10 protein-coding genes are annotated in these 14882 nt (G+C 73.9%); 3 read left to right on the forward strand and 7 right to left on the reverse strand.

The annotated features are described in order from the left end of the window. Window positions 1-227: 227 nt before the first annotated feature. The 4 genes from ABEA93_RS11855 to ABEA93_RS11870 all read right to left on the reverse strand — a co-directional run bounded on the left by ABEA93_RS11855 (window position 228) and on the right by ABEA93_RS11870 (window position 6034). Window positions 228-2102 (reverse strand): SpoIIE family protein phosphatase, encoded by a 1875-nt coding sequence (locus tag ABEA93_RS11855; protein WP_345675390.1) that lies wholly within the window; start codon window positions 2100-2102, stop codon window positions 228-230. Window positions 2103-2505: 403 nt separating this feature from the next. Next, on the reverse strand, window positions 2506-3300 hold the full coding sequence (locus tag ABEA93_RS11860) for a FadR/GntR family transcriptional regulator (RefSeq protein WP_425584918.1): 795 nt from the start codon (window positions 3298-3300) through the stop codon (window positions 2506-2508). A 557-nt stretch (window positions 3301-3857) separates the two neighbouring features. Continuing rightward, window positions 3858-4628 (reverse strand): ABC transporter permease, encoded by a 771-nt coding sequence (locus tag ABEA93_RS11865; RefSeq protein ID WP_345675392.1) that lies wholly within the window; start codon window positions 4626-4628, stop codon window positions 3858-3860. 131 nt (window positions 4629-4759) lie between these two features. Further along, entirely contained in the window at window positions 4760-6034 is a 1275-nt protein-coding gene (locus tag ABEA93_RS11870; protein ID WP_345675393.1) for an ABC transporter ATP-binding protein, read from the reverse strand. A 207-nt stretch (window positions 6035-6241) separates the two neighbouring features. Here ABEA93_RS11870 and ABEA93_RS11875 point away from each other — a divergent pair, with 207 nt between their 5' ends. Further along, complete coding sequence (locus ABEA93_RS11875; RefSeq protein WP_345675394.1) at window positions 6242-6703, forward strand: hypothetical protein; 462 nt, start codon at window positions 6242-6244, stop codon at window positions 6701-6703. A gap of 170 nt (window positions 6704-6873) precedes the next feature. After that, complete coding sequence (locus ABEA93_RS11880) at window positions 6874-7578, forward strand: NUDIX hydrolase (RefSeq protein WP_345675395.1); 705 nt, start codon at window positions 6874-6876, stop codon at window positions 7576-7578. 132 nt (window positions 7579-7710) lie between these two features. On the opposite strand, the gene ABEA93_RS11885 is transcribed toward ABEA93_RS11880, so the two are convergent. From ABEA93_RS11885 to ABEA93_RS11895, 3 genes are all read right to left on the reverse strand, one after another. After that, on the reverse strand, window positions 7711-9705 hold the full coding sequence (locus tag ABEA93_RS11885; protein WP_345675396.1) for a glycogen debranching N-terminal domain-containing protein: 1995 nt from the start codon (window positions 9703-9705) through the stop codon (window positions 7711-7713). A gap of 369 nt (window positions 9706-10074) precedes the next feature. Next, window positions 10075-11415: a DUF4192 domain-containing protein gene (locus ABEA93_RS11890; protein WP_345675397.1), complete on the reverse strand. Its 1341-nt coding sequence runs from the start codon at window positions 11413-11415 to the stop codon at window positions 10075-10077. An 82-nt stretch (window positions 11416-11497) separates the two neighbouring features. Continuing rightward, entirely contained in the window at window positions 11498-12481 is a 984-nt protein-coding gene (locus tag ABEA93_RS11895) for an aldo/keto reductase (protein ID WP_345675398.1), read from the reverse strand. A 169-nt stretch (window positions 12482-12650) separates the two neighbouring features. Between ABEA93_RS11895 and ABEA93_RS11900 the strand changes: the two genes are divergently transcribed. Then, a complete protein-coding gene (locus ABEA93_RS11900; RefSeq protein WP_345675399.1) occupies window positions 12651-14858 on the forward strand; it encodes a RecQ family ATP-dependent DNA helicase in 2208 nt (735 codons plus the stop codon). The last annotated feature ends 24 nt before the right edge of the window (window positions 14859-14882 follow it).

Below are 14882 nucleotides of genomic sequence, written 5' to 3' on the forward strand. Positions count from 1 at the left end.
CTCCTGGCAGACGCCGGAGCAACTACATAGCAACACAGCAGACGGGCACGCGCGGGTATTCCTGAAAGGCTGCCACCTTCGTACTCATCGGACTGGGCGCAGAAGTGTTACGCATCCCCTCGGTGGCGGGCGTCACACCCGCCGTCGCGGAGCCCGTCCGGAGCCGTACCGCCGATCGGGTTGGATCGGCCGGGGCCCCGTCCGGTGCGTCGGCACCGCCGGGCACTTCACCCCGGAGGCTCGGCGATGCGGACTCCGAGGATCGTGACGTCGTCGTCCCGGTCCTGACCGTCGAGCAGGCGTTCCAGGATGCTCGACAGCAGTTTTTCCAGACCCCTTTCCCCCCTCTCGCCCTTCTCTCCCCTCGGGTCGTCCCCGCGTTTCCCCTCCGGCCTCGTCGCCCGGGTGCCGCTTTGCGGGTTTCCCGGCGCGCCTCCCCGGCTGTCGCTCCGAGTGTCGCCCCGGGCACTCGCCGTGCGGGCGACGTCGAGCAGCAGGTCGAGGCCCTGGGTGATGCCGCGGGACCGGTTCTCGATCAGCCCGTCGGAGAAACCGACCAGGATGTCGCCGGGGTCCAGCCGCATCGTGTGCTTGGTGCGCGGCTCGACGACGCCCAGGGGGGTGGACGCCGGGCCGGCGTCGGCGAGCTTGGCTTTGCCGTCCGCCGAGACGATCAGCACCGGCAGGTGGCCGGCGTCCGCGAGGTCGAAGACGCCGGTGGCCGGGTCGATCACGCCGTAGATGAGCGTGGTCAGCGATTCGTCGTCCTCGGTGGCGGTGAACAGCCGGTCGAGGCCGGCGAGCACCGCGACCGGATCGGGGTCGGTGAAGGCGAGGGCGCGCAGCGCGGCACGGACCCGGCCCATGCCGGCGGCCGCGGTCAGGCCCTTGCCGATCACGTCGCCGACGACGATCGCGATGCGGCCGTCCAGGAGCTTGAAGACGTCGTACCAGTCGCCGCCGACCTCGAAATCGGGGGCGCCGGGCAGGTAGCGGTAGTCGAATTCGACGCCCGGGACCACCGGCAGGCGGTCCGGGAGGAGGCTGCGCTGGAGGGCGACGGCGGTGCGGTGCTCGCGCTCGTACAGCCGCGAGCGTTCCACGGCGAGCGCGCACTGGCCCGCGAAGGCTTCCAGGAACACCCGGTCGTCCGGGCCGAAGACCCGCGCATCGCGGAACGTGAAGCGCAGCGCGCCCATCGGGGCACCGGAGCCGAGCAGGGGCAGCACGACGGACGCGGCTTCGCCTGGCTGCGGGGCGTCGGGGCGGGGGCGCATGCCGGGGAGAGCGGCGGACGCCTGCTGCTCCGTGTCGGGTTCGGCGTCGTCCTCGGCGGCGGCCGGCAACGGGTCGCCCGGGGGTGTCGCGGCCGGTGTGCGTCCGAGGTCCGGTGTGCGGCCGAGGTAGAGCGGGGTGCCGTCGCGGACCGCGGCCAGCAGCGCGGGCGGCCAGTCCTGCGGGAGGACGCGGCGGCGGCGGGACGAGCGCGGCGTGGGCACGTTCGGCCACGGGAACACCGGGGCGGCGTCGTCGAGCAGGCGGATCTCGCTGTGGCGCGCGTCGATGCTGCGGCCGAGTTCGGCGACGGCGGCCTCGACTTCGGCGACGGTGAGCGCGCCGGCGAGGCGCGCGGTCATCAACTGGAGGCGGGAGGTGCGCCATTGGCTGGAGCGCAGGAGTTCTTCGCGGTGCCTGCTCTCGGTGACGTCGGAAACGATCGCGAGGACGGCGGCCACGTCGCGGTCGGGGCCGTGGACCGGGACCCAGCGGGCTTCGTGGTGCCGGGTGTCGTACCAGTCGGGCGGGGACAGCACGAAGTCCGTGTCCGCGTACGGGGCTCCGTGGGCGAACACCAGCGCGACGGTCTTCTCGATCTCACGGGCGAGCCCGTGTGGCAGCAACTCGGAGGGGCGGCGGCCGAGATGCTCGGCCGCGGGGCGCCGGTTGAGCCGGGCGAGGGCGTCGCTGATGCGCAGGTACCGGAGGTCTTTGCCGTAGAGGGCGAACGCCACCGCGGACTCGCCGCCGAGCGCGTCGAGCACGGCGGTGTCGAACACTTCGGCGGCTGCGGACGGGCCGTCCCGCACCGTGTCGTCGGTCAATGCCGTCTTCCCCACCTGTCGCCTCGGCCCGCCCAACCGGGGGTGGACCGGTCCGAAAACGCGTCAGACATCGAGGGTAATCACGTCTGGCGCCTCACCGGGAGTGATTGCCGGGACTCTCTGCGTGCCACCGTGCGCCCCTGGCGCGCGCCGGGCGTGCGCCTGATGGGTGTCGGGAGTGCCTCGGGGCGTCGGGGGTGCGCGCGTCGGGTTGCGGTGCCGGTCGGGCGGCCGGCGCCGGCGGCGTCGCTGCCGGGTACTTGATCCGGTACCCGCTCAACGTGCCGTCGACGCCTGCCGATTGACGATCCGTCAGTCCTGGTCGTCGGTGGTGGCCGCCGGTTCCGGTGCGGGAACGACGCGGCCGGCCGCTCGGGCGGACGGCCGCGGCCCGGTCGGGCGGTCAGCCTTCGCGCGGCGCCGGGAACAGGCGTTCCACCTCGGGGTGGACGGCGAGCAGCGACCGCATCGCGGACGCGGCGCCGTCGCCGTCGCCCGCGGCGACCGCGTCGACGAGCCGGGCGTGCAGCGCCACCGAGGACTCCGACAGGTGTTCGCATCCGGCCGCGTGCCCGCCGGACATCTGGAGCGCGGAGGCCACGGCACCGGACAGGTGCTCGAGCAGCCGGTTGCCCGCGACTTGGAGCAGCAGCACGTGGAACTCGGCGTCGGCGCGCGTGAAGCTCGCCGGGTCGGGCTCGGCGACGGCGTGCTGCATGATCACGACGATCTCGGCGAGCCGCCGCACCACGTCGGGGTGGTTGCGGCAGGCCGCCATGTGCGCGGCCAACGGCTCGATGCCCCAGCGAAGTTCGAAAAGCTCACGGCGCATCGCGTCGCGCTGCGGGCCGCTCGCGCGCCACTCGATGATGTCGGGGTCGAGGAGGTTCCAGTCGGCGACCGGGCGGACCCGGGTGCCGACGTTCGGACGGGCGCTGACCAGGCCCTTGGCTTCCAGAACGCGCAGCGACTCGCGGACGACGGTGCGCGACACCTCGAAGCGCTGGCCGATCTCCTCGGGCACCAGGGGGCGTTCGTAGCCGACTTCGCCGGCCACGATCATCTGGCCGAGCTGCTGGACGAGTTGGCCGTGCAGACCGCGACCGCGCGGACCGCCCGGCTTGCGGACGCCGCGCATCGGGTCGATGTCCGGGGAGTCCCAGGGGTAGCGCGGGGCGGCGGCCTCGGAGGCGGGCATCGGCAGGTCCGCGGGGGAGACACGGTAGGCGTCGGGCGACGGCACGGTCGGCGCCGTGCCCACGGCGGGCAGGGAGTGATGGGGAGCGATACTCACGCTCCTTCATCTCGGCGTGCGGCGTGCCGGTCTTGAGCCGTTCCGCCGATCCCGGCTGAAAAAAACACGAAAGGGTGATCGGCCTTGCGGAGTTGTCCCCCGCACGGGGGAGGCCCTTGGGGTGAAAGGAGCTTTTTGTAGAGTTTTGTGGGTGTTGGTGATTGATGGGGGTATTGGCGAAAGTTGCCGGGGAGGGGGGTGGGGGTTGGGTACGAGGGCGGACGCAGCCGCGCAGCGGACACAGGGCGGTGTGTCGGGGCAGCGCGGGTGATCCGGCGGGCGTGGCGGGTTGAGCGGGGCGGCCGGGGCGGGGGTCCCGGGCGTTCGTGCGCGTCACGGGGCGCGGGGGTGAACCGGGCGCCGCCGGGGCCGTCCACGGATCCGGTGTGCGGCGTGCGTTGTCCGCCGCGCGGCGTGGGGCCTCGCGGCGGACGGGCTTCGCGGCGTCGGGCTTCGCGGCGTCAGGCTTCGCGGCGGGCGAAGACGAGGCCGGCGGTGAGGAGCGCGGCTGCGGTCCAGCAGGCGAACGTGAGGGCGCCGGTTCCGGGGCTGAGGCCGGTGGCCGGGTCGCCGACGGCCAGCATGCGGTCGGCGGCGTGGAACGGCAGGTAGCGGACCGCGTCGCGGTAGGGCTCTGCGAGCGCGAGTTCGGCGGCGCGGCCGGCGAGCGGTTCGAGGGCCAGCGGGAGGACGGCGAGCCCGACGGCCGCGATCGCGGAACCGCGGGTCACGATGCCGACGGCGAGGCCCAGGCAGGCGGCGAGCCCGAGGTATGCCGCGTAGCCGAGGAGGATGCGCGGCGCCGGGGCCTGGTCCCAGGCGAGTGCGCGGAAGCCGGATCCGAAGCGCGCGGTGGCGACGGCCGCGTTCACGACGACGCCGACGCACGCGACGGTCACCGCCAGGAGCGCGGTGACCGCGACCTTCGCGGCAAGTGTGCGGGTGCGGTGCGGCAGCGCGATGAGCAGCGCCGGCAGAGCCGCGGCGCGCTGCTCGCGCGCACAGGCCAGGACCGCGGCGAACGCGACGACGAGGACGGCCAGGGGCGTGGTGCTGCCGACGGTGCCCGCGGTGACGAGTTGGGCGGCGTCGGCCGCGCGGACCGGCATGGCGTCGAGTTCGCGGGCTCCGGCCCATGTGGTGGCGGCGCCGACGGCGAGCGTGCCGAGACCCGACCACCACAGACCGCGGCCGGTCGCAAGGCGGGCCCATTCGTATCGGACGGCGGTCATGCGGGTCACCTCGCGGGATGGGTGGTGCGGCTGGGAGTTCGGTGTGCCGGGTCGGCTTCCGGGGGTGGAACGTGCGGTGCCCGCCGCCGGGGTGGGCGCGGAGCCTGCGTGCGCCCGTCCCCGGTGGCGGATCAGACGTTGACGCCGTCCGAGCGGGTGCGGCTGCGGGTGTCGTCGTCGGTGGGGGTGGCGTCGTTGTCGGAGCTGCGGGCCAGCCAGCGGCGGCGCTTGGGGCGGCGGTGCGGCGAACGGTTGTCCGACGAGCGGGATGCCTGGGCGGGGCCGGGGATCGCACTGACGGAGGCGTCGGTGTCGGCGGGCCCCGAAGCCGCGGATGCGGGGATGACGCCTTCGGGGGGCGAGGTGACGTCGGCGGTCGGGTCGTACAGGCGTTCGTAGGCGTCTGCCGTGGCCTTGGTCCGCTTTGCCAGCTTGACGTCCTCGCGGGCGGCCCGGCGCTCCGCGCGTTCCGCGGACCGGGGGAAATGGCGGGCCTGGTCGATGCGCACCCGGCTCTCGGTCGCCGCCCGGTTCCGCGCCGCCACCGTGCAGAACGCGTCGGCGACGGAGGTCTCGCGCTGCGCCAGCTCGTGCAGCAGCACGCCGTTGCGGAACGCGATCTCGCCGATCCGGGCGCGGTCCGCGCTGACGCTGAGGACCGTGCCGCCGTGCACGTGGACGGCGAGTCCTTCGGCGCGCAGCAGCTCGACGAGGCGTTCGACCTGCGGCGTGCGGACGAACACCTCGTGTCCCTCGGCGCGCGCGCGGTAGTCGACGACCGCTTCGTCGGCCCACAGGCGGCCGCGGGACATCGCAAGCACGTGGTCGGCGCAGTCGGCGAGTTCGGTCAGGCCGTGGCCGGCGACGAGGACGGTGCGGCCCTGCGACACGTACGCGCGCAGGAACTCGCGGAGCCAGCGTGCGCCTTCCGGGTCCTGCCCGGCGGACGGCTCGTCGAGGATCAGCGTGTGCGGGTCGCCGAGCAGCGCGGTGGCGATCCCGAGGCGGCCGCGGGCGCCCATGGACAGCGCGCCGACGCGCACCCCCGCGACCGGCGCCAGTCCGACGAGGTCGAGGACCTCGTCGACGCGCGCCCGCTTGATCCCGTGCGCGGCGGCGGCCACCCGCAGCTCGGTGCGCGCCCGGCGCCGCGGATCCGCGGGCTCGGCGCCCAGCCACACGCCGACCTCGCGGGCCGGGTGGCGCAGCTCGCGGTAGCGGCAGCCGGCGAAGAGGGTGCTTCCGCGGCCGCGTTCGAGTTGCAGCATGAGGCGCAGCGCGGTGGACTTCCCGGCGCCGTTGGGGCCGATGAGGGCGGTGACCTGCCCGGGGCGGACGGTGAACGAGAGCGCGTCGACGGCGACTGCGCCGCCGTACTTCCGGGTGAGTCCCTGGACCTCGATCATTGGCCTGTCCCTCGCCGCCGTGGCGCCCGCGGACCTGCGGACATTTCGCACGGTACATGGATGAATACGGATTCTTGGGGAACCATGCCGCACTCTGCGCCAAATACGAAGAAGAATCCGAATAGCAAAGGAGACGTCCAAGTCTGGACACGGCTCGCGGGGCGGAGGGACCATCGAGACACCGACCACGAGCGCCCGGAGGCCGGCATGTCTCCCATGTATCCAGCTCCGACGTTTCCCGGTGTCCCAGGAACCCCGTCCGCCTCGGCGGGCAAGACCGACGCGCTGGCGCTGCTGCGCGACAGCCTCTCGTCGGCGAGCGGCGCCAATTGGCTCGAGACGCTGCGGTCCGGACTCCGCCAACTCCGCACCGATCTCCACGAGCACATCGCGGCCACGGAAGGCCCCGACGGGCTCTACGACGAGGTCGGGCGCAGCGATCCCCGCCTGGCCTGTACGGCGACGCGCCTGCGGCGCGAGCACGGGCGGCTGAGCGCCATCGTCGACGAACTGAGCGCCGACGCCGCCCACGAGCCGGTGGACCCGGGCTGGCTCAATTCGGCCCGACCGCGGATCCGCGACCTGGTCCGGCAGTGGGGCTCGCACCGACGGCGGGACACGCAGCTGGCCTACGACTCGGTCTCGCTGGATATCGGGGGGCAGGACTGAGGGCGGGGCGGGTGCGGGGTGTTTTTGAGCTGGGTTGTCGGGGTGTTTCCGGCCTCGGTCGCGGTACCGGTTCCGGTCCGGTGAAGTCGCCCCCGACCTGCGGGAACAGTCCATCTTGTCGTTTGCGTCGTACGGCTGTTTATCGTCAGGCAGACGACTAAGATCGACACATGTCGCCCTCCGACGCCTCTCCGTATCCCCCGTTCGGGGTCACCGTGGACCTCGTCGTCCTCACCGTCCGGGACCACACGCTCAACGCGCTGACGATCCGCCGCGGCGAGCCGCCGTTCCAGGGCCAGTGGGCGCTGCCGGGCGGCTTCGTCCGGCCGGACGAGGGGTTGGAGGCCGCCGCCGCCCGCGAACTCGCCGAGGAGACCGGGCTCGACCAGCTCGAAGTGCACCTCGAGCAGCTGGCCACGTTCGGCGACCCGGGCCGGGATCCGCGGATGCGTGTGGTGAGCGTCGCGTACCTGGTCCTCGCCCCCGACCTCCCCACACCCCGCCCGGGCGGCGACGCCGCGGGCGCGCGCTGGACACCGGCCGCCGACCTGGCGGACGGCTCACGGTTGGCGTTCGACCACACCAAGATCCTCGAAGACGGTGTGGAACGCGCCCGCGCCAAGATCGAATACTCGTCCCTCGCGGCGGCGTTCTGCCCCGAGGAATTCACCGTCGGCGAACTGCGCCGGGTCTACGAAGCGGTCTGGGGCGTTGCCCTGGACCCGCGGAACTTCCACCGCAAGGTGACGGGGACCCCGGACTTCCTCGTCCCCACCGGCGGGACGACGACGCGCCAGGGCGGTCGGCCTGCACAGCTGTTCCGACGGGGGTCGGCGGAGAAGCTGAACCCGCCGATGCTGCGGCCGGAGGCTTGAGGCTGGGCCGGGCTGGGCTGGGGCGCTGGGTTGTTGTCGCCTTGCCCCCCGCCGCGCCAACTTGCCGCCGCGTCTGAGGGCCCTCCCCCCACCCCCTCCGCCAGGTTTTGCGGTTTGTTCATTCGTGTCCGCTCAGATCGCCAGTTGCATGCCTTCCGGGGCGGCCTCGATGACCGCCTGGCCCTGGCGGTTGATGCGGACGGTGAAGGGGTCGCCGGAGACGCGCAGGTCGGCGAGTTCCAGTTCGCCGATGGCCGGGGCTGCCGGGGGGCGTACCACGATCCGTTGGCGTGGAGCGTCGGGGCGGACGCCGGCGAGGGCGACGAGCACGGGCAGGATCGCCGCGGCGGAGCGGGCCAGCGGGCGGCAGGCCAGCGGGTGCGCGACGGGCACGTGCCCGGGGACGCGTTGTTCTCCGGCATGCATCTCGGGCATGCGGTATCCAAAGTGCGGTACGGCCTCCAGGAGTCCCGACAGCAGTTCGTAGGCGGCGTCGGCTTGGCCGTGGACGGCCAGGCCGGCGATGGCGACGCAGGTTTCGTGTGCGCGGACGACGCCGCCGCGCACCGCGAGCGGGTGGTAGCCGGGGGTGCGGGCGCCGATCCCCCGCAGTCCCCACCCGCAGTTCAGGTCCGGGCTCAGCAGCCGCCGTGCCACATCGGCGCACGCGGCATCGTCGAGGATGCCGGTGCCGGGCAGTTGCCCCATCGCCGAGTTGGGGACGGCGACCGGGCGGCCTTCGCCGTCCAGGGCCGCGGCGATGTACGGTCCCGCGGCGTCCTCGACGCGGAATCGGTCGCGGAAGCGCGCCGCGAGATCGGCCGCGCGTTTCCGCCACGCGTCGGGCGATGCGGCGTCGCCGGCGTCCGTGTCCTCGCCGAATTCGCGCAGCAGCCGGGCGGCGTGTACGGCGGCTTCGTAGACCTGTCCTTGCAGTTCGCACGGTGCCGGGCCGCCCGGGCCCACCCGGACGAACCCGTCCGGGTGGGTGTCGAGCGTCGCCGCCAGGTGGGCCAACGCCCGGCGCAGGTGCGGCAGCAGCGGCTCGGTTTCGGAATCGCTGAGCCCCCAGCGGCGGGCTTCGCCCAGCAGCGTCACGTAGAGCGCCGTGGAACCGACGCAGTCGTAGCGCGGCGCACGTCCCCCGGGTCCCAGCGAATGCGGGATCTTGCCGGGCTCTTCGCCGCTGAGCGGGTCCGCGCGGCGGCCTTGGCGGTCGGCCAGCATGCGCAGCGTGCCCGCGGCGAGGCGGGTGCCGAGGGGCAGCAGCATGCGTGCCGTCCACAGACAGTCCCGGCCGGTGGGGACCAGCTGCCAGGGGGCTCCGGCGGCGGGCATCGGCACGGTGCGGTGTTCCGGGTCGGCGACCAGTAGGCCGCGGAGGTCGACCAGGCTCTGCCGCATCCATTCCGCGACGCGGAAGTCGTCGCAGCGGACGCGTGCTTCGGACCACGGCGGCGGCCCGAGCGGCGCCCGCGGCGCCGGGATCGCATGCGTGGTCGTCGTGCCGGCCCGCTGGTGCGCCGGAGCCCCGGTCACGCGCAGTTCGACCGTCCACGACGCGGCCGGCTGCAGGGTGATGTCCCAGCGCAGGATCCCGGCGGCCGCCAGCGCCGTCTCCGGCGCCGGGCTCGCCACCGCACGCACCACCCAGCCGTCGGCGGAACTCCACGTCAGTCCACCCGGGCAGACCCGGGCGGCGAGATCCGGCCCGCGGCGGCCGACCCGAAGCTCCCCTATCGGCGCGAGGTCGGTGCCGAGGGTCATTTCGACCGGGACGCGGACGCGCCGCCGGGTCGTGTTGCGGATCACGACGCGTTCGCGGCCGTCCGCCTGCCGGGTCCGGTCGACGACCAGCGCCGGGTCCGGGACCGGATCCGCGACGAACCGGTGCATCGCGAGGAAACGCGCCGTTCCCGCACCGACGGTGTGCGAGGACAGCGGCTCCGGTTCGGCGCCGCCGATGGTGACCACCGAGCGGGCCAGCAGGCGCCGTCCGTCGTGGAACAGTCCGTGGACGCCCCGGCCACGGAGCTGCCCGTCCCGCGGACAGATCGCCATGCCCGGGGCGTCGACGCAGATCAGGGCGTCGTGCGCGAGGGGGTGGGGCGTTCTGATCCCGGTCACGTGGCTGCTCCTCGTCGGCCTGCGCTCGCGGCCTCGGGCACGGAGGGGTCAGGACCGCACCCGTGCCGACCACCGGGCGCACACGCGGTCGCGCGCCCGCTTCCGTGGCCAACGCGCCGGAGGCCGCGTAGTCACGCTTGTCGGCGCGGCACGAGCCATTCGCCAGGCCGTGCCCGGGCAGCACCACCCGTTCCGGGGACGCGGGCCGGGACCGGGGCGAGGAGTTCGCCGGGTGTGTGCGGGGGTGCGTCGCCGGCGGGGTGACCGTGCCGCGGAAGGCCGGCCGTGGGGGTTTCGTCGTGGTGGTCATGGCTGTTCCTCGGGGGTGTGGGCTCGGCACGGTCAACCGCGGGAGTGTGGTCGTGGTGGTCACGGCTGCTCCTCGGAGGGTGCGGGCCCGGCGAAGTCGGGGGTGTCGAGCGTGGGCTGGGCTTCGGGGGGCGGGGTTTCGGCGGGGGCCGTGCCGCGGCCGGTGGGGCCGCCGTCGCGGGCGTCGCCGCACGGGTCGGTTTCGGGGTCGGTGTGGTGGGGGTCCGGGGCGTGGGCGTCCGGCGGGCTGTCGGGGTCCGGGCCGTTGCGGTCGTCCGGTGCGTCGGCCGACGGCTTGTCGCGCGGGCTGCTGCGTGCTCGGGTCGTCGTTGCGGGGTCCCGCCGTGGCCGTCGCGGGCTGCGTTCCGGGAACAGGGCGCGGCGGGATTCACGGGCGCTGAGGGTGCTGTTGATGGCGGTGTGCAGGAGTTGGGCCATCGTGTAGCCGGGGTTGTCGTCGAGGGCGCGGTTGACGGCGACGCGGGCCATCGCGGGCTCCTCCCCCGTCCAGGCGGTCCAGGCGGCGAGGGTCAGGGGCACGGCGGATTCGGGCGGCGGCGACATGCGGGCCAACGCGGTCCACAGGGCGAGCAGGGGACGGTGGTCGGGGTCGTCCCAGGACATGGCGTGGTCGCGGACGTGGATGTCGGTGAGTCCGAGGACCAGGCGGGCTGCTTCGTCGTGGCGTAGATCGCGGTCGCCGTTGCGGAAGCGGACGCGGGCGGCGTGCAGGAGCGCGAGGGATTCGGTGCGCAGTCCGATGAGCGAGCCGTAGTCCTCGCTGCGGTGGGCCAATGCGCGGCGGACGTGGGCGAAGGCGCGGTCGGCGGCTTTGCGGGCGAGGCCCTCGGGCGGTCGGACGGTGTGCAGGAGTGCGGTCTGCGGGACCGGCGGCGGGAGTCCGGCCGAAACTGCGGTGGCGGCGATGACCGATGCGGTTTCGGCGGGCAGGGCGCGGCCCTCGGAGGCGCAGCAGCCGGTGGTGCAGGTGTAGGACCACCAGCGTCCGCGTTCGATGCAGAGGGCTTCGAACAACGGCAGTCGGTGTTCCGCGCACAGGTCGAGGGCGGCTTCGTAGAGCGGGCGGTAGCGGTCGACGCCGCGCTGGTCGCCGCCGACGGGTCGGTCGATGTAGACGATGACGCCGAGTGCGGCGGAGCCGTGCCGGGCGATGGTGGCGACGAGGTGGCGGGCCGCGGCGCGGAAGCGTTCGGGCGGCGGGAGGTCGAGGCGGAGGACGGGGGCGACGCGGCCGCGCCGGCCTGGCCGGACGCCGAACACGACGAGGCTGTCGGCGGGCGTGGTCCCGATCAAGTAGGGGATGGCCTCCAGGAGTTCGGCGGGGTTCGAGACGCGCAGGACGGTCTCGGCGGGCATCGGGGCGAGAGTGGTTTCACGCATGCCGCAAGCGTGGACGTATCCGGGCGGAGGACTTCGCGGTCGGCGGCGAACTGTGGACAACTCGGGCCTGTGGACAGGTGTTTCACTCGATCCGGGGATTGTGGCGGCTTGGCCGGGGCGCTAGTTGGCCGAGTCGGCCGTGCTCGGGGTGGAAGGCCAGGGCCTGGTCGGTCAGTGCCGTGTACTCGTCGGCGGCCAGCTCGATCTCGGCCGCGGCCGCGTTCCGTTCGAGCTGCTCCACGGTGGAGGCGCCGGGGATCGCGACGACCGGGCCGCGGTGCAGGACCCACGCGAGCGCGATCTGGGCCGGCGTGGCGTCGTGCGCGGCGGCGACTTCCTGCAGGAGTTCCAGGAGCGGCCGGGCGCGCCGGAGGTTCGCGGGCCGGAACAGGGCGCCGCGGGCGCGGAACCCCGACGGCGGGTTGTAGGCGTCGTAGCGGCAGCCGAGCAGGCCTTGGGCGAGTGGGCTGTACGCGATGACCATCCGCCCGTTGCGTTCGGCCCACGGCACGAGGTCGTCGAGCGGTCCGGGGTGCGCGAGGCTGAATTCGACCTGGTCGGACAGCACGCGGCGGCCGAGCGCCTGCTCGGCGCGGCGCCACCGGGCCAGGTCGTAGTTGCTGACGCCGACCTCCGCGACCACCCCGTCGTCGAGCAGTTCGGCGAACCCCCGCACCGCCGTGTCCATGCCGAACAGCGGATTCGGGAAATGCGCCTGGTAGAGGCCGATGCGGTCGACGCCGAGCCGGTCGCGGCTCGCGTACGCGCGGGTGCGCACGACGCGCGCGAGAGGAAGGACCGGGGCGAACTTCGTGGCGACGACGACCCGGGCCGCGTCGTCGCCGAGCGCCGCGCCGAGGATCCGTTCGCTGCGTCCGGCGCCGTAGACCTCGGCGGTGTCGAAGAGCGTGACGCCCAGCTCCACGGCGCGTCCGACCAGAGCGCGGGCGGTCACCGCGGCGTAGCGCTCGCCGTAGCCCCAGGGTCGGGAGCCGAACTGCCACGTGCCGAGCCCGATGCGGCCGATCTTGGGCAGAGCGTCGACGTCGAGATCGAGATAGCGCATGCATGGCCTCCCCGGCACCCGCGGCCCCGTCCTCCACCTTGGCCCCCGGGCGCGCCACACGCCAAGTGCTGTGGACAACTTTGCCCGGCAACCTCATGGAGAATCGTTTCTCCACATATTCGTGTCGCGGTTTGCCCGCCTGTCCGGAGAACCGACTACAAAGGTCCCCATGAGTTCCACCGCCACCCCCGACCCCGAATCCGAGACCGGCCGCCCTGCGGTGCCGCCGTCCGGTGCCCCCGCGTCCGGCGCCGCCGACGGGCCCCTCGCCGCGCTGCGCGGCGAAGCCGACGCCGTGCTGCGCGGGCTGGCCGGCGACACCGCCCGGCTGCGCGAGGACCAGTGGCGGGCGGTCGCGGCCCTGGTCGCCGACCGCCGCCGGGTGCTGGTCGTGCAGCGGACCGGGTGGGGAAAGTCCGCGGTGTACTTCGTCGCGACATCGCTGCTGCGCGCCCGCGGCGCGGGCCCCACGGTGATCGTGTCCCCGCTGCTCGCGCTGATGCGCAACCAGATCGACTCCGCCGCGCGCGCCGGGATCCGCGCCCGGACCATCAACTCGGCGAACGTCGACGAGTGGGACGCCGTGCAGGCCGAGGTCGCCGACGGCGCGGTCGACGTGCTGCTGGTCAGCCCCGAGCGGCTGAACAACCCCGACTTCCGGGACACCGTGCTGCCCAAGCTCGCCGCCGCCTGCGGGCTCCTCGTCGTCGACGAAGCACACTGCGTGTCGGACTGGGGACACGACTTCCGGCCCGACTACCGCAGGCTCCGCACCCTGCTGGGCGAACTCCCGCGCGACGTGCCGGTCCTCGCGACCACCGCGACCGCCAACGCCCGCGTCACCGCCGACGTCGCCGAGCAACTCGGCACCGGCACCGACGACGAGGACGCGCTCGTGCTCCGCGGCTCGCTCGACCGCGAAAGCCTCACCCTGGGCGTGCTGCGCCTCCCGGATGCGGCGAACCGCCTCGCCTGGCTCGACACGCATCTCCCGGAGATGCCGGGCTCCGGGATCATCTACACGCTGACGGTGGCCGCGGCCGAGGAAGTCACCGCGTTCCTCCGCTCGCGCGGCCACGTCGTCGCGTCGTACTCCGGCCGCACCGACGACGCCGAACGGCAGGCGGCCGAAGCCGACCTGCTGGCCAACCGCGTCAAAGCCCTCGTCGCGACCTCGGCCCTCGGCATGGGCTTCGACAAGGGCGACCTGGGTTTCGTCGTCCACCTCGGCTCCCCCCAGTCCCCCATCGCCTACTACCAGCAGATCGGCCGCGCGGGACGAGCCGTCGACCGCGCCGACGTCCTGCTCCTGCCCGGCCGCGAAGACGAAGCCATCTGGCGGTACTTCGCCTCGCTCGGGTTCCCGCCCGAAGACCAGGTCCGCCGGACCCTCGACGTCCTCGCGGACGCCGGACGGCCGTTGTCGACCGCCGCCCTCGAACCGCGCGTCGACCTCCGCCGCAACCGCCTCGAACTGATGCTCAAAGTGCTCGACGTCGACGGCGCCGCAAAGCGCGTCAAAGGCGGCTGGATCTCCACCGGCCTGCCGTGGCGCTACGACGCCGAACGCTACGCCCGCGTCGCCGAGGCCCGCGGCCGCGAACAACAGGCCATGCGCGACTACATCGCGACGGACGGCTGCCGTCTGGAATTCCTGCGCCGCCAGCTCGACGACGAACAAGCAGCACCGTGCGGCCGCTGCGACACCTGCGCGGGCGCCCGCTACGGCGACGACGTCGCCACCGCATCGCTCGACGCGGCCCGGGCGGCACTCGGCCGACCAGGAGTGGAAGTCGAGCCGCGCCGCATGTGGCCCACCGGCATGACGGACGCGGGCGTGCCGCTCAAGGGACGCATCAAGGCCGACGAACAAGCCGCAACGGGCCGCGCCCTCGGCCGACTCTCCGACATCGGCTGGGGCAACCGTCTGCGGCCGCTGCTCGCCGCGGATGCCGCCGACGCCCCGGTGCCGGACGACGTCTTCGGCGCCGTCGTCCAGGTACTGGCGGCGTGGGGATGGGAGCAACGCCCGATCGGTGTGGTGACCATCGCCTCGCGGACGCACGGCACCCTCATCGATTCCCTCGGCGCCCGGCTGGCCGAAGTGGGGCGACTACCGTGGCTGGGCCGCATCGAGTACGCGCCGCACGCGGAACGCGCCCCCGCCCGCAGCAACAGCGCCCAGCGTCTCCGCGCCCTCGCCGACGCGTTCGTCCTCCCGCCGGAGGCCGCCGCGGCGGTGCGCGAGGCGAGCGGCCCGATCCTGCTGGTCGACGACCGCATGGACAGCGGCTGGACGTTGACCGTCGCGGCCCGCCTGCTTCGCCAAGCCGGAGCCGGGGAGGTGCTGCCGTTGGTGTTGGCCGTCGAGGGCTGAATGTGGGGCAGGCCGCCCGGGATT

The organism is Yinghuangia aomiensis (assembly GCF_039542225.1).
Classification (GTDB): Bacteria; Actinomycetota; Actinomycetes; order Streptomycetales; family Streptomycetaceae; genus Yinghuangia; species Yinghuangia aomiensis.

Coding starts and splice junctions, on each gene's coding strand:
- ABEA93_RS11900 (WP_345675399.1), top strand. CDS start 12,651: ATGAGTTCCACCGCCACCCCCGACCCCGAATCCGAGACCGGCCGCCCT.
- ABEA93_RS11890 (WP_345675397.1), bottom strand. CDS start 11,415: ATGCGTGAAACCACTCTCGCCCCGATGCCCGCCGAGACCGTCCTGCGC.
- ABEA93_RS11870 (WP_345675393.1), bottom strand. CDS start 6,034: ATGATCGAGGTCCAGGGACTCACCCGGAAGTACGGCGGCGCAGTCGCC.
- ABEA93_RS11860 (WP_425584918.1), bottom strand. CDS start 3,300: ATGCCCGCCTCCGAGGCCGCCGCCCCGCGCTACCCCTGGGACTCCCCG.
- ABEA93_RS11875 (WP_345675394.1), top strand. CDS start 6,242: ATGTCTCCCATGTATCCAGCTCCGACGTTTCCCGGTGTCCCAGGAACC.
- ABEA93_RS11895 (WP_345675398.1), bottom strand. CDS start 12,481: ATGCGCTATCTCGATCTCGACGTCGACGCTCTGCCCAAGATCGGCCGC.
- ABEA93_RS11865 (WP_345675392.1), bottom strand. CDS start 4,628: ATGACCGCCGTCCGATACGAATGGGCCCGCCTTGCGACCGGCCGCGGT.
- ABEA93_RS11880 (WP_345675395.1), top strand. CDS start 6,874: ATGTCGCCCTCCGACGCCTCTCCGTATCCCCCGTTCGGGGTCACCGTG.